This window comes from Halomonas sp. ATBC28 (genome assembly GCF_005937175.1).
Taxonomy (GTDB): Bacteria; Pseudomonadota; Gammaproteobacteria; order Pseudomonadales; family Halomonadaceae; genus Vreelandella; species Vreelandella titanicae.
Map to the genome: position 1 here is coordinate 328,473 of NZ_VCQL01000002.1, position 23,141 is coordinate 351,613.

The 23,141-nt window shown below is 54.4% G+C and carries 23 protein-coding genes; 14 read left to right on the plus strand and 9 right to left on the minus strand.

The genetic code is table 11. The features are described from left to right. Positions 1–13 precede the first annotated feature (13 nt). Positions 14–742, plus strand: coding sequence for an SDR family oxidoreductase (locus E0L35_RS03545; RefSeq protein ID WP_138799610.1), 729 nt, complete (start codon positions 14–16; stop codon positions 740–742). A 10-nt stretch (positions 743–752) separates the two neighbouring features. On the opposite strand, the gene E0L35_RS03550 is transcribed toward E0L35_RS03545, so the two are convergent. The 3 genes from E0L35_RS03550 to E0L35_RS03560 all read right to left on the minus strand — a co-directional run bounded on the left by E0L35_RS03550 (position 753) and on the right by E0L35_RS03560 (position 3,903). After that, on the minus strand, positions 753–2,258 hold the full coding sequence (locus tag E0L35_RS03550) for a tripartite tricarboxylate transporter permease (protein WP_041157416.1): 1,506 nt from the start codon (positions 2,256–2,258) through the stop codon (positions 753–755). Positions 2,259–2,333: 75 nt separating this feature from the next. Then, complete coding sequence (locus tag E0L35_RS03555) at positions 2,334–2,840, minus strand: tripartite tricarboxylate transporter TctB family protein (protein ID WP_041157417.1); 507 nt, start codon at positions 2,838–2,840, stop codon at positions 2,334–2,336. A 76-nt stretch (positions 2,841–2,916) separates the two neighbouring features. Beyond that, the gene (locus E0L35_RS03560; RefSeq protein ID WP_138799611.1) at positions 2,917–3,903 is read right to left on the minus strand and encodes a tripartite tricarboxylate transporter substrate binding protein; all 987 of its coding nucleotides are present in this window, start codon (positions 3,901–3,903) and stop codon (positions 2,917–2,919) included. 230 nt (positions 3,904–4,133) lie between these two features. Between E0L35_RS03560 and E0L35_RS03565 the strand changes: the two genes are divergently transcribed. Then, positions 4,134–4,913 (plus strand): IclR family transcriptional regulator C-terminal domain-containing protein, encoded by a 780-nt coding sequence (locus E0L35_RS03565; protein WP_138799612.1) that lies wholly within the window; start codon positions 4,134–4,136, stop codon positions 4,911–4,913. Here E0L35_RS03565 and aroQ read toward each other — a convergent pair. Both aroQ and E0L35_RS03575 read right to left on the minus strand, forming a co-directional pair. After that, entirely contained in the window at positions 4,906–5,349 is a 444-nt protein-coding gene (gene aroQ / locus E0L35_RS03570) for a type II 3-dehydroquinate dehydratase (protein ID WP_039857779.1), read from the minus strand. The genes E0L35_RS03565 and aroQ overlap by 8 nt on opposite strands. Before the next feature lie 58 nt (positions 5,350–5,407). After that, a complete protein-coding gene (locus E0L35_RS03575) occupies positions 5,408–6,769 on the minus strand; it encodes a VOC family protein (RefSeq protein ID WP_138799613.1) in 1,362 nt (453 codons plus the stop codon). A gap of 210 nt (positions 6,770–6,979) precedes the next feature. Between E0L35_RS03575 and E0L35_RS03580 the strand changes: the two genes are divergently transcribed. Together E0L35_RS03580 and E0L35_RS03585 are read left to right on the plus strand one after the other, a co-directional pair. Further along, positions 6,980–7,834, plus strand: a complete 855-nt coding sequence (locus E0L35_RS03580; protein ID WP_027958715.1) for a DUF72 domain-containing protein — start codon at positions 6,980–6,982, stop codon at positions 7,832–7,834. A gap of 155 nt (positions 7,835–7,989) precedes the next feature. After that, positions 7,990–9,333: a sodium-dependent transporter gene (locus tag E0L35_RS03585; RefSeq protein WP_138799614.1), complete on the plus strand. Its 1,344-nt coding sequence runs from the start codon at positions 7,990–7,992 to the stop codon at positions 9,331–9,333. A gap of 33 nt (positions 9,334–9,366) precedes the next feature. Here the strand turns inward: E0L35_RS03585 and E0L35_RS03590 are convergent, their stop codons facing one another. Continuing rightward, the gene (locus E0L35_RS03590) at positions 9,367–9,582 is read right to left on the minus strand and encodes a hypothetical protein (RefSeq protein WP_035556145.1); all 216 of its coding nucleotides are present in this window, start codon (positions 9,580–9,582) and stop codon (positions 9,367–9,369) included. A gap of 327 nt (positions 9,583–9,909) precedes the next feature. Between E0L35_RS03590 and hexR the strand changes: the two genes are divergently transcribed. From hexR to E0L35_RS03605, 3 genes are all read left to right on the plus strand, one after another. Next, positions 9,910–10,764, plus strand: coding sequence for a transcriptional regulator HexR (hexR, locus tag E0L35_RS03595; protein WP_022521119.1), 855 nt, complete (start codon positions 9,910–9,912; stop codon positions 10,762–10,764). 77 nt (positions 10,765–10,841) lie between these two features. Continuing rightward, positions 10,842–13,040 (plus strand): DNA helicase II, encoded by a 2,199-nt coding sequence (uvrD, locus tag E0L35_RS03600; RefSeq protein WP_138799615.1) that lies wholly within the window; start codon positions 10,842–10,844, stop codon positions 13,038–13,040. A 131-nt stretch (positions 13,041–13,171) separates the two neighbouring features. Beyond that, positions 13,172–14,266, plus strand: coding sequence for a TRAP transporter substrate-binding protein (locus E0L35_RS03605; RefSeq protein ID WP_022521118.1), 1,095 nt, complete (start codon positions 13,172–13,174; stop codon positions 14,264–14,266). A gap of 79 nt (positions 14,267–14,345) precedes the next feature. Here the strand turns inward: E0L35_RS03605 and E0L35_RS03610 are convergent, their stop codons facing one another. Then, positions 14,346–14,762 (minus strand): acyl-CoA thioesterase, encoded by a 417-nt coding sequence (locus E0L35_RS03610; RefSeq protein WP_022521117.1) that lies wholly within the window; start codon positions 14,760–14,762, stop codon positions 14,346–14,348. 208 nt (positions 14,763–14,970) lie between these two features. Between E0L35_RS03610 and E0L35_RS03615 the strand changes: the two genes are divergently transcribed. From E0L35_RS03615 to E0L35_RS03645, 7 genes are all read left to right on the plus strand, one after another. Continuing rightward, positions 14,971–15,858, plus strand: coding sequence for a phosphate ABC transporter substrate-binding protein (locus E0L35_RS03615; protein ID WP_249362081.1), 888 nt, complete (start codon positions 14,971–14,973; stop codon positions 15,856–15,858). Between the two features lie 134 nt (positions 15,859–15,992). Continuing rightward, complete coding sequence (locus E0L35_RS03620; RefSeq protein ID WP_009286291.1) at positions 15,993–17,108, plus strand: ABC transporter permease subunit; 1,116 nt, start codon at positions 15,993–15,995, stop codon at positions 17,106–17,108. Next, entirely contained in the window at positions 17,105–18,529 is a 1,425-nt protein-coding gene (pstA, locus tag E0L35_RS03625) for a phosphate ABC transporter permease PstA (protein ID WP_138799617.1), read from the plus strand. The genes E0L35_RS03620 and pstA overlap by 4 nt, the downstream gene beginning before the upstream one ends. After that, positions 18,523–19,338: a phosphate ABC transporter ATP-binding protein PstB gene (gene pstB, locus E0L35_RS03630; RefSeq protein WP_009286293.1), complete on the plus strand. Its 816-nt coding sequence runs from the start codon at positions 18,523–18,525 to the stop codon at positions 19,336–19,338. Before pstA ends, pstB begins: the two co-directional genes overlap by 7 nt. A 31-nt stretch (positions 19,339–19,369) precedes the next feature. Continuing rightward, positions 19,370–20,095 (plus strand): phosphate signaling complex protein PhoU, encoded by a 726-nt coding sequence (gene phoU / locus E0L35_RS03635; RefSeq protein WP_009286294.1) that lies wholly within the window; start codon positions 19,370–19,372, stop codon positions 20,093–20,095. Positions 20,096–20,173: 78 nt separating this feature from the next. Beyond that, a complete protein-coding gene (gene cysZ / locus E0L35_RS03640) occupies positions 20,174–20,929 on the plus strand; it encodes a sulfate transporter CysZ (RefSeq protein WP_009286295.1) in 756 nt (251 codons plus the stop codon). Between the two features lie 87 nt (positions 20,930–21,016). Next, positions 21,017–21,511 carry a copper chaperone PCu(A)C gene (locus tag E0L35_RS03645; RefSeq protein ID WP_041157424.1) on the plus strand — a complete coding sequence of 165 codons (495 nt, stop codon included), beginning with the start codon at positions 21,017–21,019 and terminating at the stop codon, positions 21,509–21,511. A gap of 92 nt (positions 21,512–21,603) precedes the next feature. Here E0L35_RS03645 and E0L35_RS03650 read toward each other — a convergent pair whose 3' ends face one another. Both E0L35_RS03650 and E0L35_RS03655 read right to left on the minus strand, forming a co-directional pair. Next, positions 21,604–21,954, minus strand: a complete 351-nt coding sequence (locus E0L35_RS03650) for a hypothetical protein (protein WP_022521112.1) — start codon at positions 21,952–21,954, stop codon at positions 21,604–21,606. 477 nt (positions 21,955–22,431) lie between these two features. After that, positions 22,432–22,734, minus strand: a complete 303-nt coding sequence (locus E0L35_RS03655) for a hypothetical protein (RefSeq protein ID WP_022521111.1) — start codon at positions 22,732–22,734, stop codon at positions 22,432–22,434. Positions 22,735–23,141: the final 407 nt, after the last annotated feature.

The following is a 23,141-nucleotide window of genomic DNA, read 5'->3' on the forward strand; positions in this document are numbered from 1 at the left end:
GAGAAAAACAAACATGTACCAACACTCTGATCTGCAGGACTGCGCCGTGGTAACCGGCGGAGCGAGAAACATCGGCCAAGCCATTGCTTTGCGTCTCCAGCAGGATGGCTATCGCGTTATCGTGGCGGATATCGTTGCGCCGGAGGTCGACTCTTTACAAGAAGACGCCTACCGAGTTGACCTTGCCGACGCCAACGCTACTCACCGGGTGATGGAGGAAATCGCCGAACGATATGCGGTGTCCCGGCTAATCAATAATGTGGGTATTGTGGCACCAGCGCTGCTTGAAGAGGCACGGATTGAGGACTTCGATAAGCTCATGCATCTGAACGTGCGCTCGGCGCTGGTCTGCACTCAAGCGCTACTGCCCACTATAAAGGCACAGGGCATGGGCCGTATCGTCATGAATGCCAGTCGTGTGGTGCTCGGTAAAGAGGCGCGCACTATTTACAGCGCGACAAAGGGAGCACTGCAATCCATGGCCCGCACCTGGGCGCTGGAGCTTGCTGAGCACGGTATTACGGTCAACTGCGTGGCACCCGGCCCTATCGCCACCAGTGCCTTCTGGCAGAACAACCCGCCCGACTCTGAGCGCGCCCGACGTATCATCGATAACATTCCGCTAGGCCGAATGGGACAACCTGAAGACGTGGCTCAGGCTGTCAGTTTCTTTTGCGACGAGCGCAGCAGTTTCATTACCGGCCAGACGTTGTTTGTCTGCGGTGGAGTCACGGTCGGTTAGACCGGGCAACTCAGGTTTGGCGTGACTCGTCAGTGCTATTTCGCGCGCCACGTCGGGATGCAGCAAAGCGATAAACGGCTAGGCCAATAGAACCCACCGTCAGCACGATGAAAGCCCAGGTGATAGGCCCACGCACGAAGATCGACAGGTCGTTGGAGCCGATGAGCAGAGAACGACGCAGGTTGTCTTCGAACATCGGCCCCAGAATGAAGCCAATCAGAAAAGGCGCCGCCGGTATGGCGGCACGATTGAAGATATATCCCAACACCCCAAAAGCCAGCATTAGCCACACGTCGAAAGTGGTGTTATTGACCGCATAAGCGCCGTAGACGCAGAACATCAAGACGATGGGAAAGAGAATTGACTTGGGGATATCAGCAATTAACGAGAAGTACTTGATGGCAACGTTACCCACCACTAGCAGGATGACCGAGCTGCACATAATACCCAGGAACAGTGCATAGATCAGCGACAGATTTTCCTGGAACATAAGCGGGCCAGGCGTTAACCCATGCACCATAAAAGCCCCCAGGATAATGGCGGTGATGACATCCCCTGGAATACCTAGCGATAACAGCGGAATTAGTGTTGCCCCGGCCACGCCATTGTTACCGGCCTCAGCCGCTGCCACCCCTTCTACCTCACCCTTGCCGAAATTTGCTTTATTGGGAGAGCGTCGACGTGCATCGCTGTAGGAGATGAACGCTGCCGCCGTCGCCCCAGTGCCGGGGATAGCGCCAATAATGACGCCAATTAAGCTGCCGCGCACAATGCTTTTCATACAACGTTTGAGCTCAGAGAAGGCCAAACCAGCACCACTTGCCTTCGCCTTAATATGAGGGATCGCTTTCTTACGATAAAACTCGATAATCTCTGGAATCGCAAAAAGGCCAATCAACAAGGGGATAAAGGAGATGCTGTCCATCAAGTTGTAGTTGTCGAAGGTAAGCCGCTGGGAACCGAAGACCTCATCCAGCCCTATCATGGACAACAAAATGCCTAGCAGCGCTGCCATCAGGCCCTTGATCATAGAACCGCTGGCTAGCGAGATAATAATGGTGAGAGAAAAACAGATCAGCCAGAAAAATTCGGGTGCCCCGAAGTTCAGTGCAATTTTGGCCAAGTAGGCGGCAAAAAAGATCAACGCTATGTTGGAGATAAAATCGGCAATCACCGACGAATAAAGCGCAGCCTTTAGTGCTTTTTTTGCATGCCCCTGCTGGGCCATCGGGTAGCCGTCTAACAACGTACAGGCCGAGGCGGGGGAGCCAGGGGTTCTGATTAGAATGGCGGTAATGGAGCCGCCGTACATCCCCCCTTTATAGATACCTACCAGCAGCAGGATAGCGGCAACCGGCTGCATGGAGAAGGTAAAGGGGAGTGCCAATGCCACCGCCATGGTGGCGGTTAAACCGGGGATAGAACCAACAACCACGCCGATAACCACGCCTACGGCTATGGCCAGAAAGTTGTCCAGGCTAAAGAATATCCCAACGACTTCCGAAAAATTTTCCATAGGTCACCTAGCACTCTCTCGGTGTGTGTCAATCTCGGTCTGTGCCAACCCCGGTGTCAGGAGAGTTGTCACGAATCAGAATCCGAGCGGCATTATAGGTAGCGGCACGTTCATTACTTCTACAAATAAGAGCGCCACAACAACAGGAAACAGAAATGCCAGACTATATACCCACCAGGTGCGAACCGGGTGCGCTACGAAAAGAACTAATGTTGCCAAAATGCCGCAGAACACGGCGCCCATCACCTCAAACAAGGCAATATATATCACCAGCGATAGCACCATTAGCACGAAACGCCGCGTAGAGCCTTTCTCAATCGCTCTCTCATCCTCCTCGGTTTTTCCCTCCAAAATGAAGGCCTGAAGAATGAGTAGAATCGAAAACAGCAGAATCAACCAGCCGATAATCGCCGGCAGCCACCGTGGCGACATCATTGGGTTTTGTAGGATCGGCGGTTCGTTTATATAGTTGGGTACCAGGTAAAAGACCAACACAATGGCAAATCCCAGCAAAACGATGCCGGTGATGAGGTCGCTGGTGTCTTTTATTTTTACTCTGCGCTTGGAACCCGAGGGTGTCATCGCGGCCTTCTCCTGGGAAACAAGAGAGGCGAGGGCAGCGGCCCTCGCCTCAGTGCTATGACGGAAGACTACTCAGTTACTGGCTAATACCGGCCTGTTGTGCAACACCTTCCCAACGTTCAACTTCATCGGCGATGAACCGCTTGAACTCTTCGCCAGACACCTGACCCGGTTCGGCGCCCAACTGATCAGCAAAGTCCAAAAACTCTTCACGTTCCATCACTTTAGCCAGGGCGTCCTGCATAACGCTTTGCGCCTCTTCAGGGAAAGAGCTGTGTGCCACCAGGCCAAACCATGCCGTCGTGACGAACTGGTCGAGGTTATATTCGCCCACTTCCGACAGGGTGGGTACATCCGGCAAGTACTCTGACCGCTCAGCGGAGGTTACCGCCAGAGCGCGCAAGTCACCAGCGCGAATGTGCGAAAGAACGGTCGGCATGTTCTCGAATGAGACATCGACATCACCACTCAATAGCGCAGGAAGCGACGCACCGCTGCCGGCAAAAGGCACTGCCGTCATATTGGACTCAGTCAACGTTTTAAATAACTCACCGGACATATGGATGGAGCTACCCACGCCGCTGTGGCTAAAAGTCATGTTTTCTTCTTTGGCCGCTTCAACGAACTCAATAACACTTTCATAAGGGCTATCGGCGGGCACCACCATGACATTGGGAATATCGATCATATTTTGCAGGAAGACAAAATCTTCGACTGGATCGTAGGTAAGGTCAGGGTAAATGGCAGCGCCAATGGTGTGACCAGGTGATGCCATCAGAATCGTATGGTTGGCATCACGTCCACCGCGGGCGAGACGACCGGTGCCCACCGTAGAGCCCGCCCCCGGGCGGTTCTCCACAACCACGTTAGCATCAAGCTCTTGCTGAAGAAGATCCGCGACGCGGCGGGACAACACATCCGTAGTGCCACCTGGGGCGTAAGGGACGACAAGACGAATATCGTCGGTGGGCCACTCATTGGCACTGGCGGAGGAAACCACAAGGCCCAGCGCCAGAGCGCTACCGAAGGCAGCCAGACATGTTGCGCTAAGGAGTTTATTCATTGTTATCTTCCTGTGCGTTGCTAAGCGATTGCTTATACTTAACTATTGTTCGTAAGACGTACACGTATTCGTAATATCTAGCTTGAGATTACGTTGTTGCTAACCCTTTAAAAAACACAACTTTAGTAGTAAGAGGCGAGATAGTTGGCTGGAAGAGTGAGGCACGTTCGCACTGCGAACTTTTTTACGCTAATCTTTTATCTCAGATTTTAGGACAATGGATAGTAAAAATGCAGGAAGAAATGCTGAGTGAAGACAATCGCGACTTTGTAACGGCGCTTGCTAGTGGCCTGGAAGTTATCCAGGCATTCGATCATGAGCACCCGCGTATGACACTAAGCGAAGTCGCCGCGCGCACGGGAATGAATAGAGCAAAGGCTAGGCGCTTCTTGCTCACTCTGCATGCACTGGGGTACGTGCGAAAACAGCAACGTTACTTTGAATTGGCACCCCGCGTGCTTCAGCTCGGCTATGCCTTTTTATCGGCTAATAATTACCGAGATGTTATTCAGCAACATCTCGAAGACATTACCGCTGAAACCGGTGAGTCCTCCTCGCTTGGTGTGCTCGATGACAATGATGTTATCTACGTAGCGCGCTCGGCAGCAAAGCATCGCTTGATGGCGATTACGCTTTCAGTGGGCACTCGACTGCCAGCAGCTCATACCTCCATGGGGCGCATGTTGCTCGCTCAACTCAGCGATACCGACCTTGATCACTTTCTTTCGTCGGTTGCTCTAGAGTCTTACACCGATAAAACGGTGACAGATGTGAGTGAGCTACGAAACCAGATAATAAAAGCGCGGCAGCAGGGCTATGCAATTTCTGATCAAGAGCTTGACTCCGGCTTGCGCTCCATTGCCGTTCCTGTCTATGACGCCAAGCAGCATTTAATGGGCGCAATCAATATCAGCACTAACGCTGCCCGGGTCGATCTTGATACGTTGATTAATGTGTACTTACCTGTTTTACAAAATAAAGTGGCTCAAGTAAGGGCGCATATTAATTAGCCTCTACCATCACTGCCTCTAGCGCAGCTCGATAGCCTTGAACCCCGAGGCCAGCAATGACGCCATCGGCGCGCAGCGAGACGTAGGAGTGATGGCGAAAGGCTTCGCGCTTGTGAACATTGGATAAATGCACCTCAATTACTTTGCCATCAAAAGCATTGAGCGCATCAAGAATGGCCACTGAGGTATGCGTGTAGGCAGCGGGATTGATAATAATCGCTTGGGTGCCATCCAGGCGTGCGGCGTGAATGGCGTCAATCAGTTCGCCTTCATGGTTGCTCTGCAGGCATGTGATGTCCCAGTCGGCCATCACTGCTTTCTCCCGCAAGATGTTATTCACGTCGTCTAACGTCTCGTACCCATATATTTCTGGCTGACGGCTACCCAGCAAATTTAAGTTGGGGCCATGTAATACCAATACCTTTCCTTGACTCATAACTCTCTTCAACCTTCAGCGTTAGTGGGTAAATTGACGTAGCTACCTGTTTTATCACTTAAACCGCCAACTGCGCCAGCGCCTGTTCAAGCGATGCTTCCTGGCGCTGGGCATACAGCTCGATTTCATCGATGACGGCTCTCCCCAGGGCCTGCTCAAACGCCTGCTGGCTTGCGCTACTGGCGTAATGGTCATGACTGCTTCCCCCCAGGTTGGATTGAAAAATACCGGCCGCACTCACGGGTAAGAAGTCTTCATAAATCATGGGGGTAACTCTCAGAGCGCCTTGCTCGATCAAGCTATCCACCTGCTCAACTGAGATCGGCCCTTGCACAGATACACCTTGAACCGCCTGGTAGTGGAAAAACGCTAATCCTTCACGACGCAGCGTTTCATACGTATCGGGAAACTCTTTAAACACGTCAGATAAATACGCTTGATGGGCGTCATTATTGGCTGCTGTGGGCGAGTTCTCTTTGGCAGCTGCTAGCAGGCGGTCGTATAGCTCGCGTCCTTTGCGCGTTAATGCGATACCGCGCTGTTCGATTTCACCAAAGCGGGCGGTGTGTTTACCTTCAGCAGCGTCCGCGAAAGCAATCGTCTCCTCCAGTGCTTTGAAGCTGGTTTGACGTAGAAGGATTGGGCAATCCCGGCGTGGTGGGCCTTCAATAGTCGCTTTAGGGTCGATGCCAACGCTGGGCATGCGCCGCTGCACTTCATCAATGTCTAACGTGCGCGGCGTTAGGTGGTTAATGTGCGGGCCGCGGAAGCAGACCACATCGGCAATTAAGCGGTGTTCGGCATGCAAACGCTCATAGGTGGCCAAGTCGACCGTGGCGTTGTCGTGCCAGCGGAACGTTTCCAACGCTTCCTGAACAAACTGCTTGGCATCATCGGCGCTTAGGCCACCCTGCTGCTCAAAACGCTTGATAAGCGCTTTCACTTTGGCAGTGAAGATATCGCGGGCACTTAAAATTTCACTCGCCTGTTCTCTTAGCTCGAACTTTTCAATTAGTTCAAGGCGCAACAGCGAGGTAAAGACACGAAAGGGGTTACGCTTGAGCGCACTATCCGCGACCGGCCGAAACGCGGTGGAATGTACCGGCACGCCTGCGGTCGATAAGTCGTAATACCCCACTGGCTCCATCCCCATGACCGCAAACATTCGCCGCAGCATAGCAAGCTCGCCTGGACTCCCCACTCGAATAGCGCCGTGGCGTTCAACGTTGATACGCGCCAGCTCATCGCTATTTTGCAATGCGTTATTTAGCCCTGGGTTAGCGGCTAGCACCTCCTGGTTGACTGCCTCAACCAGTGACAGCAAGGTGCCGTATTGCGGCACCTCCTGCTGATACATTGCCGACATCGCTTGGGAAAACTGGTCGCGGATTTCATCACTGCTAACGTAAGCTGAACACATGGCGCTATCCTGTTTGTAAACGGCTACTGCCAATAAAGGGCTATACCTACATAGTAGCGCTATCGGCGCCTTAACAATTTCACTTTTTCCGCGCCTTGCTATACATATAAGCCATACAAAGGTTATATAAAAGCCGCCATTCACGCTTAACGGGCAAGGCTCTTAACCTGTTACATTAGCGCTTGATCTTGTCGATGTAGGCTGGCACCCATGACGCTTCCTCTTTATCTAGGCTTGCCTATGTGGGCCAATCAAGACTGGCTGGGCAACCTTTATCCACGCCACGCCAAAACTGAGCTGCTAAGCGATTACGCGGCGGTGTTTTCCAGCGTTGAGGGCAACACTACCTTTTATAGCGGTACCCCAAAGCCGGACACCATTGCTGCCTGGGCGCGCCAGGCACCATCCCACTTTCGCTTTTGTTTTAAATTACCGGCCAGCGTAACCCACGATCAACGGCTAACGCGGTTAGAGGAGGCCTGGGCATTTTTAGCGGCGCTAGAACCTCTGCACGACCGCCTTGGCCCCACCATGGTGCAACTACCACGAGATTTCGGCCCCCAAGAGCTTCCCCAGCTTGAAGCGCTACTTGCCGCTTGGCCTACCCATTTGCCTTGCGCGGTCGAGGTTCGGCATCCTGAGTTTTTCCACAAAGGGGCCGCCGAAATTGCCCTTAACCGCCTGTTGATAACTTATTCGGCCAACCGCGTGATGCTCGACGTGCGCCCGCTCTTCTCAACCCCGGCAAATGACCATTTGGGCTTGGCCCACGCCCAGCAAGAAAAGCCGAAACTCCCGCTACACGTGCTTTCCACGGCAAATTTTCCTGTCATTCGCTTTATTGGCCATATTGACAAAACGATTAATAGTGACTACTTCACCGCCTGGAAAGCCCGCCTAAAGCTGTGGATAAGTCAGGGGAAAACCCCTTTCTTATTTGTGCATACTGCGGACAACCGCGAGTCTCCCCACATGGCCCGCTTACTCTATAACGCACTAGGAGAAGTGACGCCATTACCCGCTCTTGGCCCCTTCGCGGGTGAAAAGCAAAGCCAACTGTTTTAACCCACCTTTTTAGGTCAGCTAACTGGCATGCTTGCGGTCGATCAGATAAATTGCGCTTACTTTCGGAAAAGTACGCTGGCAATGACGCAATTTTCCGAAAACTAGCGTGTTCAACACGCAGTGACTTACACAACAATCGACTTAATGGGTGATGTATGGCGAAGCTTGCGCATGCGCAGTGGTCATCGCGAATGACCTTTGTGCTGGCCGCCGCTGGTTCAGCGGTGGGTCTAGGGAATATCTGGAAATTTCCGTATATGGTGGGTGAAAGCGGCGGCGCTGCTTTCGTATTTGTGTATTTGCTCTGTATCGCGCTGATCGGCTTGCCCATTCTTGTCTCTGAGTGGCTATTGGGGCGGCGCGGCCAGAAGAACCCCGCCAGCACCATGTCAGAGCTAGCGCGCACGGCGAAAAAGCCCAAAGCCTGGGCCATCGTGGGCATTAGCGGCATTGTCGGGGCCTTCTTGATTTTGTCGTTTTACAGCGTGATTGGCGGCTGGTCGCTCTACTACACCGTCAACTCGGTGAGCGGTGCTTTTAGCGGTCAAGATGCCGATGGCATTGGCGCGCTATTTAATGGCATGTTGAGTAACCCTGGGTTGCTGCTGCTGGGCCACTCCGTGTTTATGCTGCTGGTCATTGGGATTGTCGCCCGCGGCGTTACCAAAGGCCTTGAAGGCGCTGTACGCATTCTGATGCCAGTCCTCGCACTACTGCTGGTCGTGCTGATCGGTTATGGCATGACAACCGGCCACTTTGGCGAGGCGTTGACGTATATGTTCAACCCGGACTGGAGCAAGCTCACAGCAGAAACCGTGCTAGCCGCCTTGGGCCACGCCTTCTTCACCCTCTCACTGGGTATGGGCATCATGATGGCTTACGGCTCTTATTTGGACAAAGAGATCGATCTGCTGCAAACCGCCCGCACGGTCATCATCATGGATACCGTCATCGCTTTAGGCGCGGGTTTAGCTATCTTCCCGATCGTGTTTGCTAATAATCTGGATGTCGCTTCGGGCCCTGGGCTGATTTTCGTCACTCTGCCGCTAGCATTTGGCAATATGGATGGTGGCTTGATCCTAGGCTTGATGTTCTTCTTGCTGCTTACGTTTGCGGCGCTGACTTCGGCGATTTCACTGCTTGAGCCCGTAGTTGAGTTTATTGAAGAGCGCACGCCGCTCAGCCGTGTCATGGCAACTGTTGTGGCCGGCGTGGGGGCTTGGTTGCTCGGCATTGCGGCGCTGCTATCGTTCAACGTATGGAGCGAACCGCTCATGTTTGGGCTGGGCGTGTTCGATCTGCTGGATACGCTGACCAGCAAAATAATGCTGCCACTAACCGGGCTAGGCGCGATTCTCTTCGCCGCTTGGTGCCTGGATCGCAAAAGTGTCGAAGCTGAGCTTGAACTTTCAGCGACCGGTAAAAGCGTATGGAATATCATCGCGCGCTATGTAGCGCCCGCTGGCGTTATTGCGGTGTTCGTGACAGGGCTTATTTAAGGTAAGCCGTCACTTCCCTGCTGTTTGCTAACCTCAGTGCAATTCGCTCTCTTGCCGATCTTCGTCGGGCAAGGGGGCGATATCCCGCGATAATTTTTGGAACTCCCTGTGCAGCTCAATACCACGGCGCGCTCTCAAGCTACGCTGGGCAGCACTTCGCTGGCGCTGAGCATGCTCATCCACTTGCAAACTCATAAAAATGTCGAGCAATTCGCTTTTAACCGAGGTGATTCGTTCGACGTTTCTCATAATCGACGTTCCTCCAGATGAATATGCCTTCGTCCACCTGCATCCGTGACGACTGTTATGATGCAGTGCGGCACTTCAATTATTACTATAACCTACTTGACAAAATGATGACCAATCTTAAAAAAACTGGCTAACGACCTTTAAACGCTGACGAAACACGGCCCGATAGTTAGTGGCCCTATCCACTCATTGAGGCATACTGTGAACATCAGCATTGAATGTACGCAAAGCATAACAATGAACAGACAGACAGAAACGGCCGTTTCAAACGACCGTATATTGACGTACTGTTGAATATCTGTTGGTTGAGCACCCAAGGAGCTGAACGTGAGTCGCGCCCTGTTCGATGAAATGAGACGCCGCATGGAGCACTTTCGACGCTCCGAGCAAAAAGTGGCGCGGTTTGTACTGCGCAACCCCGAAGAGGTCATCCACATGCGAATTGTGGATCTGGCCACCGAAGCCACCGTTAGCGAACCCACCGTGGTGCGCTTTTGCCGTGCGCTGGGGTGCAATGGCTTTCAGGACTTCAAGCTACAGCTGGCGCAAATGCTGGCCAGCGGCAGTCAGTTCGCGCAGTTCTCCATGAACGATAGCGACTCGGTCGCTGAATTTTCCCATAGCATCTTCGACTCGACCGTGGGTACGCTGCTCTCTGTGCGTGACCGGCTGGATAACGACGCCCTGGGCCGAGCGGTTAATGCGCTAGCGATGGCCAACCGGGTCGAGTTCTATGGCTTTGGGGCTTCCGGAGCCGTGGCCTTTGATGCCCAGCACAAGTTTTTCCGGCTGCAGATCTCCACTTCGGCTTACGCCGACCCGCATATGCAGAATATGTCGGCAGTAACCTTAAACGATGGCGACGTGGTGGTGGCCATTTCGCAAACGGGTCGCACCAAAGCGCTGGTTGCCAGCGTGCGGCTCGCCCGTGAAGCTGGTGCCACAGTGATTGGGCTATGCCCCAGCGGCTCACCGCTCGCCGAGGAGGTCAGCCTGCCACTGTATATCGATGTTCATGAAGACACCGAAATCTATACCCCCCTTAGCTCGCGTATAGCGCATCTGGTGCTGATTGATGTGCTCGCGGTCGGGGTCGCTAAAACCCGCGGCCCAAAACTCGCCGAACAGCTTAAAGCCGTTAAAAAGAGCCTCAACACGCTGCGCTTTCCTGAAGAGTCCTAATCGTTAACCTGTATACACAGCCAGTTTGCTGGCTGTGCTAGACTAGCCGCCTATTTTTTGATCCGGCAGCGGCTACTATGGACGACGTCACGGCGATTCTCGATCAGCTCAACTCCGCCCAGCGCGAAGCAGTGAGCGCCCCCCAAGGTAATCTGTTGGTGCTCGCAGGCGCAGGCTCGGGCAAAACCCGCGTGCTGGTTCATCGCATTGCTTGGCTGATGCAGGCCGAAGGGCTTTCACCCTACGCGCTGCTGGCGGTCACCTTTACCAATAAAGCCGCCAAGGAGATGCGCACCCGCCTCGAGGCGCTGCTGAGCATCTCGATGCGCCATGTATGGGTAGGCACCTTTCACTCCATCGCCCACCGCCTGCTGCGCACCCACTGGCAGGACGCCAAGCTGCCGCAACACTTTCAAATCATCGACTCCGACGATCAGTTACGCCTGGTCAAACGGCTGCTGAAAGATTACGCCATCGACGACGAACGCTACCCGCCCCGCCAAGTGCAGCACTTTATCTCCGGCTGCAAAGAGGAGGGACTGCGCCCGCACCAGGTCAATGTGGATGGCGATGCCTACATGGGCCAGATGGTTGAGCTCTACGAGCGCTACCAGCTCACCTGTGAGCGCGGCGGTCTGGTCGATTTCGGCGAGTTGCTGCTGCGCAGCCTGGAGCTACTGCGCGATAACCCAGCGCTGTTAAATCACTACCAGGAGCGCTTTGGTCACGTGCTGGTTGATGAGTTTCAGGATACCAATACCCTGCAATACGCCTGGCTAAAACTGCTCACCGGCATGAAAACGCCAATGACCGCCGTCGGTGATGACGACCAGTCGATCTACGGCTGGCGCGGCGCCAAGGTGGAGAATATCAGCCGCTTTGAGCAGGAATTCCCGCAAACCCATACCGTGCGTCTAGAGCAGAACTATCGCTCCACCAGCGCGATTCTGGAAGCCGCCAATACGCTGATCAGCCATAACAGCGAGCGGATGGGTAAAAACCTCTGGACCGACGGCATCGAAGGCGAGCCGATCTCGATCTACGCCGGGTTTAACGACCTGGAAGAAGCGCGCTATATCGTTGACACCATCAAAGAAAAGGTCGACGAAGGCTTTAACCGCCGCGATATCGCCATTCTCTACCGCTCAAACGCCCAGTCGCGGCTGATGGAAGAGACGCTGATTCGCCAAGGCATGCCCTACCGTATTTATGGCGGTCACCGCTTCTACGAGCGCCTGGAAATCAAGAATGCCCTGGCCTACCTGCGCCTGATGCTCAACCGCGATGACGACGCCTCGCTAGAGCGGGTGATTAACGTACCCACCCGCGGCATCGGCACGCGCACGGTCGAGATTGTCCGCCTGCGCGCTCGTGAACAAGGCATTCAGCTGTGGCAGGCACTCCACGATGCGATTAACGACGATACCTTGAAAGGTCGCGCGGCCAATGCCGTACAAACCTTCGCCAACCTGATTGAACAGCTCGATAACGATGCTTCTGGTATGGCGCTGCACGAGATCATCGATCACGTTACCGTTCATACCGGTTTGATAGAGCATCACAAAAGTGAACGCGGCGAGAAAGGCCAGGCACGGGTCGAGAACCTGGAAGAGCTGGTTAACGCTGCCCGCGCCTTTATCCAAGGCGATGTCTTTGAAGCCCCCGAAGCGGGCGAAGGCATGGCGGCGCTAGAAGCGTTTCTCTCAGAAGCCGCCCTTAACGCTGGCGACCACGAAGCCGAAGAGTTTGAAGACAGCGTACAGTTAATGACACTGCACTCCGCCAAAGGCCTGGAGTTTCCCGTGGTGTTTATTGCTGGGGTCGAAGAGGGACTCTTCCCGCACAAGATGTCCCTGGAAGAGCCGGGTAGGCTCGAAGAGGAGCGCCGGCTGTGTTACGTCGGCGTCACTCGCGCCATGCAGAAGCTCTACCTGACCCACGCCGAAACCCGCCGCCTACACGGCAAAGAGGTATTTCCACGCCCATCCCGCTTCTTGCGCGAGCTACCGCCGCACCTGCTGGAAGAAGTTCGCCTGCGCGGGCATATTTCCCGCCCGGTGACCGCATCGCGCACCTCCTTTGCCCAGCAAAGCGTCGAGAGCAGTGGTGATTTACCCGCTTTACATGTTGGGCAAGGCGTTGAGCACCCGGTGTTCGGTGAAGGGATTATCCTTAACGCGGAAGGCGAAGGTGCCCGCGCCCGGGTACAGGTCAGCTTTGAAGGCGAAGGGGTGAAATGGCTAGTGCTCGGTTTTGCTAAGCTAACGCCGCTTTAAGCCGCTACGCGCGTGGCGTTGAGTGCAATAGCTTGCCGATTAAAACCCGCTTAGCGCATACTGGCGAACGGACATTGCGCCTTTGTGCGCGCTGACAAAAAAATCCTATAATCTCCGGAGTTTTGCTCACCATGCAACGCCGTCACTTCCTCAAAACTGCCAGCCTTGGCGTCGCCGGGGCCGTTGCCGCCCCCTTCGTAACCACCTCAAGTGCTCGCGCTCAAGAAACCTTCACCTGGGACATGGTCACCTCGTGGCCGAAAAACTTCCCTGCCCTGGGTACTGGTGCGAATGATTTCGCCCGCCGGGTAGAACAGCTTTCCAACGGCCGCATGCAGATCCGCGTCCACGGCGCGGGTGAACTGGTACCGGCCCTGGAAGTCTTCGATGCGGTAGCGGCTGGTACCGCTGAAATGGGCCACTCTGCCTCTTACTACTGGCGCGGCAAAGTAGCTGCCTCGCAGTTCTTTACCGCCGTACCCTTCGGTATGACGACTACCGAAATGAATGCCTGGTTGTACCATGGTGGCGGTCAGGAGCTTTGGGATGAGATCTACGCCAATCACAATCTGAAGCCGTTTGCCGTGGGCAATACCGGCACGCAGATGGCGGGCTGGTTCAAGAAAGAGATCAACTCACTCGACGACATGCAGGGGCTGAAACTTCGCCTGCCGGGCCTGGCGGGTGAGGCGATGAACGGCATCGGCGTCAGTACGGTTACTATGCCAGGCTCAGAAATTTTCACCTCGCTGCAAACCGGCGCGCTGGATGCCGCTGACTGGGTGGGGCCGTATAACGATATGGCATTCGGCCTGCATCAGGTGGCTGACTACTACTACACCTCGGCGTGGAACGAGCCCTCTGCGGTACTGGAAGGGACGATCAACCTGGATGCCTGGAACTCCCTGCCAGAAGACCTGCAGGACGTGATCCGCGAAGCGGCGCGGGCGTCTAACCTGGCCATGATCAGCGAATTTGCCTTCCGCAACGCGCAAGCACTGGAAACTCTGGTCGATGAGCATGGCGTTCAGCTACGTACTTTCCCTGACGACGTAATGGCAGCGCTTCACACCTCTTCACTGGAAGCCATCCAGCGCCAGGTCGACAGCGACGAAGAGTCTCGCCGTGTTTACGAGTCTTATTCGGCTTTCCAGAAGCTGCTGCGCCCGTTCAGCGATGTGGGTGAATACGCCTACCTCAAGAACCGCGATAACGTCGACGGTTAATGAGCCGCTAGACAAATAAACGATAAGCACGACAAAAGGGCGCCCTAAGCGCCCTTTTGCTATTTCAAGTTGAAGTGAGCTAGTCGCTATGTACTGCTCGGATGCGCCCATTATCGTCCAGCGCAACCATCACAAAGCGCGCCTCGGTAACTTTTTGGCGCTCCTCTATGCGTTGCCCATGGGGAGGACGCACCCAGACCTCCACATCAATCTTGATCGAGCTATGACCAATTTCTTGCACTTGGGTGTAAACGCTGACCATTGAGCCAACGCGCACCGGGCTTAAAAAGTCCATGGCTTCAATCGCCACGGTCGCCGTGCGACCACCCGCTTCACGACCGGCCGCCAGCTCAGCCGCCTGGTCCATTTGATTGACCAGCCATCCACCGGGTATATCACCATAAAAATTGGTATCTTGGCGGGAAGCCAGTAGTTTTAAAGTAAGCTGCCCTTGAGGGGCCGGTACGTCATCCAAATCGGTTTCCAGAAGAGTCATGAGTTAGTCGCTTAGTCAGTTTATTGTTGTAAACGTTGCAGAGTGGCACGTTGTTTATGCGTGTTGCTGCATCGCAACACAAAGGAATGAATTTAGTTAACCATAAGAGGACGCTCGTTTGAATACTCGTTTGACGACTCTTTGCATTAATCGGAGGTTAACTTCCGCCGTCCGTCGCACCGTATTGAGCGGAGTGGCGTTTATACTGATGCTGATAACGCCCCTGACCTGGGGGCAGCAGCCAACAGTTATTAGCGGCACCTTGGGCGCGGTGGGCTCCGACACTATGGCGGGGCTAATGCTGCGCTGGGGTGAAACCCTCACCACCCGCTATCCTGACGTAAAGCTGCAGTTTCAAGCAAGTGGTTCAGCCAGTGCGCCCACGGCGCTGATGGCTGGCACCACCCGGCTTGGCCCGATGTCTCGTCCGATGACCAGCGAAGAGCGTGATAACTTTATTGAGCGCTATGGCTATCCACCGCTGGAATTAAAAGTCGCCCGTGACGCACTGATTGTAGTCGTACACCGCCATAACCCCTTGCGCGCTCTGACCCGCCAGCAGGTTGATGCGATCTTCTCAACCTCGCTGGCCTGCGGTGGTGAAACGCCGATCAGGCGCTGGGAGCAGCTATCGGCAACCCGTGACTGGTCATTTGGTAGCATTGCGCTGCATGGGCGTAACCTTGCCTCGGGTACCCATGGGCTATTTCAACAGCGGGCGTTATGTGGCGGTCTTTTTCGTAACGACATTAGTGAGCACCCCGGCTCATCGGCGGTGGTCGCGGCCGTTGGCGAATCTGCCAATGCGATGGGCTATGCGGGGTTTAACCACCTCACCCCAGCCGTGCATGCATTGAGCCTGTATAACGATGATGGCATTGCGATACCGCCCGATGAAGCGGCTATACAGAGCGGTGACTACCCGCTGTCGCGCTATCTTTACCTCTATGTGAACCTACCGCCGGGGGAAAACTTACCCCCCGCCGAGCAGGCACTGCTCAGGTTGATTATGTCCGATGAGGGCCAGCAGATTGCGCGCGCATCCGGCTTTGTACCATTAACCTCCAGTGTCCTTAGTGCACAACAGAGGTGGTAAACCACTGTCATCTAACTGACACATAATTGTCTTAGGGTAGGGGTCCTGTCTATGCATTGTTTTTCACTACATCCTGGTTTTTCACTACCTATTGGTCAGCGCTATGATCACCTCGGTTTTGCCATGATATCCACATGACCCTACCTCGGTTAACCTCTTCTCGACAGCCGCTTAGGCTACTGCAAGACCGCATGGCCACCGGTTTAATCACCGCTGGCGGCATAGGCGTGCTGTTGGCAATCCTGGCTATCGGTGTCTTTTTGGTGTGGGAAACCCTGCCGCTGCTGGCGATTGGCGATACCTTAGCGCTGGCTAAGCTCTCTCCCCTGGCGTGGGGCACGCTCAAAGCCGCCCTAGCCGCACTGCTGTTCGCCATTCCCGTGGCCTTGGGAGCCGCCATCTACTCTGCGCTGTTTATGTCAGCGCGCCTGCGCTCGCGGATCAAGCCCGCGCTCGAAATGATGGAGGCGATCCCCGGTGTGGTGGTGGGCTTTATTGCCGGGCTTATTTTGGCACCTTGGGTAGAACGCCATCTCGCCAGCGCTTTGGTGCTGATCATTTGGCTGCCGCTTAGCGCAGCGCTTGCCGGCTTACTCTGGCAGTGGGCCAAAACACGCCTACGCCGCCGTTTACCGCTCTCCTGGGCGGGTCTCTGGCTAGTTCCCTGGCTCGCTGTAATGGTGGCGATAGCACTATGGCTCGCGCCCTGGATGGAGCAGCAGTGGTTAGGCGGTGATTTACGCCAGTTACTCGACCAGCGCTATGGCATGGATTACGCCACCCGTAACGCACTGATTGTCGGCATTGCCATGGGCTTTGCCGTTATTCCCAGCATCTATTCACTGGCAGAAGATGCGCTCGCCGATGTGCCGGCTAGCTTAATCGAGGGCGCCCAGGCGATGGGGGCCAGCCGCTGGCAGGCGCTATGGAAAGTGGCGCTGGTGGCAGCGGGCCCAGGTATCTTCTCGGCGATAATGATCGGTGCGGGCCGGGCGGTGGGCGAAACCATGATAGTGCTTATGGCCAGCGGTAATACGGCTCTGTTTAGCGCCAGCCCCTTCGAAGGCATGCGCTCCATGGCCGCGGCTATCGCCATTGAGCTGCCTGAAGCGTCACCCGGTGGCCAAACCTACCATCTGCTGATCTTGGCTGCACTGGTGCTGTTTATCTTCACGTTTCTGGTCAACACCCTTGCCGAGGTCGTCCGCCAGCGTTTACGCCGCCGCTTCCGCCAGATGGGGGGCACATGATGAACTCTGCGACCCACACCGCCTCTCGCCGCCGGCGCTTTAGCCGGGTAAATGATGTATGGCCCTGGCTTTGCGCAGCCAGCGTAGCGCTCTCCCTGCTGATGCTGGGCGCCTTACTCGCGCTACTGCTGGTACGCGGGCTAGGGCACTTTTGGCCCGCTACGCTGGAAGAGGTCACCCTTGACTCGGGTGAAACCTTTGCTGGTCAAGCTGTGCGCGAAGTCGCGCTACCCCAGCGAGCTGGGGATGAACGCCTCTACTTTACCGGCAACCAGGATATAGAGGGCGTTCGCTGGCGCTGGGTGGCGATTGATGAAATTGGCGAGCGCGCCCAGCCAGACGATTTGATTCGTCTTGATCGCAGCCCCTGGGGTGACTTTATTGGCCGCTTGGTGGCCATTGAGCAGCATGATCAACGCTGGGAGGGAGACGCTGCCTGGCAGCGATTAAACGCTTTATTGGCACTTCCCGCCAGCCAACGCCAGGATAGCCAACTGCTGCTTACCACCGTGGACGGCCAAACCCTGCGCCAACCGCTGGCCAGCGTGGCGAACGCTCAGGCTCCCAATGCCATGAGCGTGTGGCAGAAAACGCTCGCCTGGGGGGATGCAGTTTGGCGGTTTCTGAGTGAGGGGCCACGGGCCGCCAATACCGACGGTGGCGTCTGGCCCGCGATATTTGGCACGGTGCTGATGGTGATTTTAATGTCGGTGATGGTGACCCCGTTTGGGGTGCTGGCCGCTATTTATCTCAATGAAATCGCTCACCAGGGGCGGCTGACCCGGCTGGTACGTATAGGTGTGCGCAACCTAGCGGGCGTTCCGTCGATTGTGTATGGCGTATTTGGCTTGGGGGTGTTTGTTTACGGCATCGGCGGCTCGCTGGATGAGTGGTTTTTCAGCGATACCCTACCTTCGCCCACCTTTGGCACCGGCGGCCTGTTATGGGCGTCGCTCACCCTGGCACTGCTGACCCTACCAGTGGTGATTGTGGCAACAGAAGAGGGGTTAGCGCGGATTCCCGAGGCGCAGCGGGAAGGCGCCGTGGCGCTCGGCGCTACGCGCTTAGAGATGCTCACCCGCATTGTGCTGCCCATGGCAGCCCCTGCCATGCTGACAGGTATCATTCTAGCAGTAGCTCGCGCGGCCGGCGAAGTGGCGCCGCTAATGCTGGTTGGCGTCGCTAAGCTGGCGCCTCAAATGCCCATCGATGGTGAGTTTCCTTACCTACATTTAGAGCGCAAGTTCATGCACCTTGGCTATCATTTATTTGATACCGCCTTTCACGGCGAAGATGTGCAGGCAGCCATACCGCTGGTTTACGCCACGGCGCTACTTTTAGTGTTAATTGTGCTGGTGCTTAACCTAACTGCCATATTTCTGCGTCATTATCTTAGGCGTCAACGGGGAAACGAATGCTAGCGTCATTACATTCAGCCAATACCTCTCAGGCACCAGTGGCGCACTTTTCGTCCGAGCACAGCTGCCTGAGTATCGATCACTTTAGCCTCGCCTACGCGGGGAAAGAGGCGTTGCGCGAGTTAACCCTCAGCGTTCCCCGGCATCGTGTAACGGCCTTTATCGGCCCGTCAGGTTGCGGTAAGTCGACGTTGTTACGGGCAATTAACCGTTTGCACGATCTTAATGAGTCAGTCACCCACAGCGGCCAAATCACGCTGGAAGGGCAGGATATTCATGACCCGCAAATGAATGTGACTGAGCTGCGGCGGCGTGTCGGGATGGTGTTTCAAACGCCCAACCCCTTCCCCATGTCGATCTATGAAAACGTGGCCTTTGGGCTACGACTGCAACAGCGCATGCCCAAGCGCAAAAGGGACGACATTATTGAGTGGGCGTTAACTTCCGCCGCTCTGTGGGATGAAGTGAAAGACCGCCTACACCGTTCCGCTTGGCAGCTTTCCGGTGGCCAGCAGCAGCGTCTGGTGATCGCCCGTACCTTAGCAGTACAGCCCGACGTGCTGCTGCTTGATGAGCCAGCGTCAGCGCTAGACCCAATTTCAACCCTCAAAATTGAGGAGTTGATCCGTAACCTCAAGTCGGAGCTGACGCTGATCCTGGTCACCCACAATATGCAACAAGCGGCGCGCGTATCGGATTACACCGCCTTTTTGCATCAAGGGGAGCTGGTTGAATACGGCCCTACCGATCAGGTCTTCACCAACCCCCGTTTGCAACGCACTGAAAACTACATCACCGGCCGTATCACCTAGGCCTTAGCAACTGAACCGTCAGGAGTGCTCCATGGATATTACTAGCGACTCTCACAGCCAGCATATCTCTCGCCAGTTCAACCAGGAGCTGGAAGAGCTGAAAACCCACCTGATGGCCATGGGCGGTCTGGTGGAAAAACAAGTGCAGGACGCTGTCTTTGCCCTACTGGAAGGAGACACCCGGTTAGCCGAGCAGGTGCGTGACAATGACCGCCAAGTCAACGACCTGCAGCTGCAAATCGACGACGAATGCACCCGCGTACTGGCGCGCCGCCAGCCTGCTGCTTCCGATTTGCGTCTGGTGCTGGCCGTCATCCGCGCCACCTCAGACTTAGAGCGCATTGGTGATGAAGCCAGTAAAATCGCCCGCAACGCCCTGCTCCTGAGCGAAAGTTCTAGCACCATTCGTGGCCTGGTGGAGGTGCGTCACATTAGCGAGCACGTACGTAAAATGCTGCGCGATGCGCTCACCGCCTTTGCCCGCTTTGATACCGACCTAGCTATGCAGGTCGTACGCGAAGACGAACTGGTGGATGACGAGTACAGCAGCGCTATGCGCTCATTAATGACCTTTATGATGGAAGACTCACGCTCTATTACGTCAGTACTCAGCATCATGTGGGTACTGCGCGCGCTAGAGCGGGTAGGCGACCACGCCGATAACCTTGCTGAGTACGTGGTCTATCTCGTCAAAGGTTTGGATATTCGCCATAGCGACACCGATGAACTGGAACCACAGGTGCCAAAAAAGTCTTGACCTGATGGGGCTTTCCTCCTGCAATACGTCCAGGCTGCCACGCAGCCTGGACGTTGGAATCACGAGGAGCTCACCTAAATGCTGGATGCTGTCACTGCGCTTAGCCGAGGTACACGCTGTGTGTATCAACCGGGTATGCGCCGCTATGTTTTTCTGCCTATTCTGGTCAACCTGATTGTCTACGTGAGCATGTTCAGCTTTGTGCTCAACCGTTTTGATGGCTGGCTCGCCCATTGGATGGGCATGGTACCCGCTTGGCTTGACTGGTTATCCTGGCTTATCTGGCCCCTGTTTGTGATTAGCCTGTTGGTGGTGGTGTTTTTTACCTTCACGCTGGTTACCAGCTTGATTGCAGCCCCTTTTTACGGCTTTTTAGCCGCCAAAGTTGAAATCCAAGCCACTGGCCGCGAACCCATTGATGACCGAAACCTGACCAAAACAGCCATCGATGCTGTGGGACGCGAGTTTGTTAAGCTCGCCTATATTCTGCCTCGTGCCGCAGGCCTATTTGTGCTTAGCTGGATTCCAGGCGTCAATATAGTTGCTCCGCTACTCTGGGCACTGTTTTCTGCCTGGGTGATGGCAATCACTTATCTAGACTACCCAATGGATAACAACAAAGTAACGTTTGCCGATATGCGCCAACGGCTCTCTAAGCGCTGGTGGCAAAGCCTCACCTTTGGGGGGTTAGTGACCTTAATTACCTGGATTCCGCTGGCCAACCTGTTTTTGATTCCCGGCGCCGTTGCGGGTGCCGTACTGCTGTGGGACGACCACTATAGAGACGTACGTAGCGACAAACGTGGCGATGCACGTGGCATTACACCGCAGTAGGCGCCTATTACCCAGGCTACGTCACTTTGCTACCTTTATGTTTTGTTCGTCTATCCTGGGCTCAATCAACAACAAAGGAATCACCGCATGATAAAACCGATGGCTTGGCTGGGTGGCGTACTCTTGATTGGCGCTATGTCTATTTCGATGACATCTATGGCGTTAGCCCACGACGTAAAAACAGAGACTCTTCGCATTGCGCACCCCTTCGCTACCCCAACCCCACCGGGTGCGGTAAACGGTGCCGCCTACCTTGATATCACCGCCGTTTCAAGCCCCGTCACTCTGGTTGGCGCGAGCAGTCCTGCGAGCAGCAACGTTGAGCTGCACGATATGCAAATGGACGGCGATATGATGCAGATGCGGCATGTGGACGAGATTCGTGTCGAGGCAGGGGAGACTTATACCATGCGCCCTGGTGGCGGCTTTCACTTAATGCTGATTGGCTTAACCGAGCCGCTGAAGGAGGGTGAGCGGTTTCCCCTCACGCTCACCTTCGCTGAACAAGGTGACGTAGACATCGAGGTCTGGATACAGAGCGCCCAAGACGGTAGCGAAGCTGCTGATGGGCATCACCACTGATGTCGTTGGCTTTTAACACATAGCAAAAACCCCACCGAAGCGGGGTTTTTAGCGAGTAACGCTTACATTAGCAGTTACACTTATCCTATTATTTACCAGTCGGTGCTATCACCTTCATCCCGGTTGAGTTCTCCAGGAGTGTAACCCTCTTGGCGAGAAGTAGGCCCTTTTTCAGCCGTAGAAGGACGGCTACTGGAAGGCGAAAAGTCCAAGCTATCAGCTTCGTCACGGTTCAAGTCGCCCGCAGAGACATGAGATGGTTTGGAAGCTGCATGCGACTCAGGTTTGTTGATGACATCCTGACCAGCGGTACGATCTTGGTTCAGTTCAATAGATGAGTGCGCCATCGCCATGGGGCTCGCGACCAAACCAAAAGCAATACCTACTATGGCGACTTTTTGGCTCATTTCTTTTAACAGCAAGATGTTCTCCTCATTATCCATGGATTCCGTTCATCGATGATTAGAACGGCTATTACGCTTTGCGTTGCATATTAGGCGTCAAAAAAGTTAGCTCACCCTTTAGGATCAAAATGATTGTGAGACCGGATGCCTGAGACATAACCCACCGGCAGGCTGATGATGGGCAGTGTATAAATAGCGCCGCAATGAAATTAGGCTCCGCTAGAAAGCCGTACCTTAAACTAAAACAAGAATAGTGTGGGAGAGGTGTTGGATGCCACAAAAAATCAGACCCCGCATCAGCAGGGTCTAAGGACACAAGACTTTGACAATGACTAGCGCTAGCTTCCTTTCCTTTTGCGGGGCTGCTCCAACCTTGGAATTTAACCCTGACCAACGCTCTGATTGTCGTTTGATTCATTCCTTGAATCGATATGCATCCGTATCGGTGTGACACGCTTTCGCGTGTTTAGATCACATGTTAATCGTAATATATTTCTTCAGAATTGCAAATTTTTGTTACCAAACGTTTCCATCACCTACGTCTTGGGTCAAATCTTTTGCTGTGTACTCCGCTTGAGCGCTAGTGTGATGCGACTCTGCCTTGATGACTCGAGGGCGGTCGCCTTCGTCATACATCAAATCAGAGGGGCTAAATTTAGCCTGACCCGAGGTATGATGTGATTGAGCTTGAATAGGCTCATCGTCAACGGTCAAATCTTGATTTGCTTCGATGGACATATGGGCAAAGGCAAGCGGGCTTGCCAGCAAACCAAAAGAGAGACCTACGACGGCTGCTTTTTTAACAAAATCGTTAAACATACTATTTACTCCTGGTGACCGTTTGATACCGCTGAAGTGAAGTGAGAAGGGCTCTCTGGCCAGATCTCACTGCGGCTAGCTTCACTACCTCTAGATAGCATATGTAATGCCAACTCTCTTATAAAAATAAAATAATTATATAAATCAATAATTTAAAATAAATACATTGTGCACAATTATACACCGCCAAAAACAAAAGCACGCTAATTACATGTGCACTAATGACACATGCGCAAAACTGTCTGTGCCTTTATGACACACTCAGCAAAATAAAAGGCTCTGTAGTGGTTCAATAAAACTGGACACCAACGTAGGTGGTAATATTGCCACCATAAGCGAGGTGTCTGATGACCAAGAAACGACGTACTTTTTCGCCTGAATTTAAGCAGGAAGCTGCCAGCCTAGTA

What these genes read in the sequence shown, in the direction of transcription:
- E0L35_RS03650 (WP_022521112.1), bottom strand. Translation starts at nt 21,954, where the DNA reads ATGGATAATGAGGAGAACATCTTGCTGTTAAAAGAAATGAGCCAAAAA.
- E0L35_RS03550 (WP_041157416.1), bottom strand. Translation starts at nt 2,258, where the DNA reads ATGGAAAATTTTTCGGAAGTCGTTGGGATATTCTTTAGCCTGGACAAC.
- E0L35_RS03590 (WP_035556145.1), bottom strand. Translation starts at nt 9,582, where the DNA reads ATGAGAAACGTCGAACGAATCACCTCGGTTAAAAGCGAATTGCTCGAC.
- E0L35_RS03565 (WP_138799612.1), top strand. Translation starts at nt 4,134, where the DNA reads ATGCAGGAAGAAATGCTGAGTGAAGACAATCGCGACTTTGTAACGGCG.
- E0L35_RS03645 (WP_041157424.1), top strand. Translation starts at nt 21,017, where the DNA reads ATGATAAAACCGATGGCTTGGCTGGGTGGCGTACTCTTGATTGGCGCT.
- E0L35_RS03610 (WP_022521117.1), bottom strand. Translation starts at nt 14,762, where the DNA reads ATGACTCTTCTGGAAACCGATTTGGATGACGTACCGGCCCCTCAAGGG.
- E0L35_RS03560 (WP_138799611.1), bottom strand. Translation starts at nt 3,903, where the DNA reads ATGAATAAACTCCTTAGCGCAACATGTCTGGCTGCCTTCGGTAGCGCT.
- E0L35_RS03545 (WP_138799610.1), top strand. Translation starts at nt 14, where the DNA reads ATGTACCAACACTCTGATCTGCAGGACTGCGCCGTGGTAACCGGCGGA.
- phoU (WP_009286294.1), top strand. Translation starts at nt 19,370, where the DNA reads ATGGATATTACTAGCGACTCTCACAGCCAGCATATCTCTCGCCAGTTC.
- E0L35_RS03555 (WP_041157417.1), bottom strand. Translation starts at nt 2,840, where the DNA reads ATGACACCCTCGGGTTCCAAGCGCAGAGTAAAAATAAAAGACACCAGC.
- pstB (WP_009286293.1), top strand. Translation starts at nt 18,523, where the DNA reads ATGCTAGCGTCATTACATTCAGCCAATACCTCTCAGGCACCAGTGGCG.
- E0L35_RS03615 (WP_249362081.1), top strand. Translation starts at nt 14,971, where the DNA reads ATGCTGATAACGCCCCTGACCTGGGGGCAGCAGCCAACAGTTATTAGC.
- pstA (WP_138799617.1), top strand. Translation starts at nt 17,105, where the DNA reads ATGATGAACTCTGCGACCCACACCGCCTCTCGCCGCCGGCGCTTTAGC.
- E0L35_RS03575 (WP_138799613.1), bottom strand. Translation starts at nt 6,769, where the DNA reads ATGTGTTCAGCTTACGTTAGCAGTGATGAAATCCGCGACCAGTTTTCC.
- E0L35_RS03605 (WP_022521118.1), top strand. Translation starts at nt 13,172, where the DNA reads ATGCAACGCCGTCACTTCCTCAAAACTGCCAGCCTTGGCGTCGCCGGG.
- E0L35_RS03585 (WP_138799614.1), top strand. Translation starts at nt 7,990, where the DNA reads ATGGCGAAGCTTGCGCATGCGCAGTGGTCATCGCGAATGACCTTTGTG.
- E0L35_RS03655 (WP_022521111.1), bottom strand. Translation starts at nt 22,734, where the DNA reads ATGTTTAACGATTTTGTTAAAAAAGCAGCCGTCGTAGGTCTCTCTTTT.
- aroQ (WP_039857779.1), bottom strand. Translation starts at nt 5,349, where the DNA reads ATGAGTCAAGGAAAGGTATTGGTATTACATGGCCCCAACTTAAATTTG.
- E0L35_RS03620 (WP_009286291.1), top strand. Translation starts at nt 15,993, where the DNA reads ATGACCCTACCTCGGTTAACCTCTTCTCGACAGCCGCTTAGGCTACTG.
- cysZ (WP_009286295.1), top strand. Translation starts at nt 20,174, where the DNA reads ATGCTGGATGCTGTCACTGCGCTTAGCCGAGGTACACGCTGTGTGTAT.
- E0L35_RS03580 (WP_027958715.1), top strand. Translation starts at nt 6,980, where the DNA reads ATGACGCTTCCTCTTTATCTAGGCTTGCCTATGTGGGCCAATCAAGAC.
- uvrD (WP_138799615.1), top strand. Translation starts at nt 10,842, where the DNA reads ATGGACGACGTCACGGCGATTCTCGATCAGCTCAACTCCGCCCAGCGC.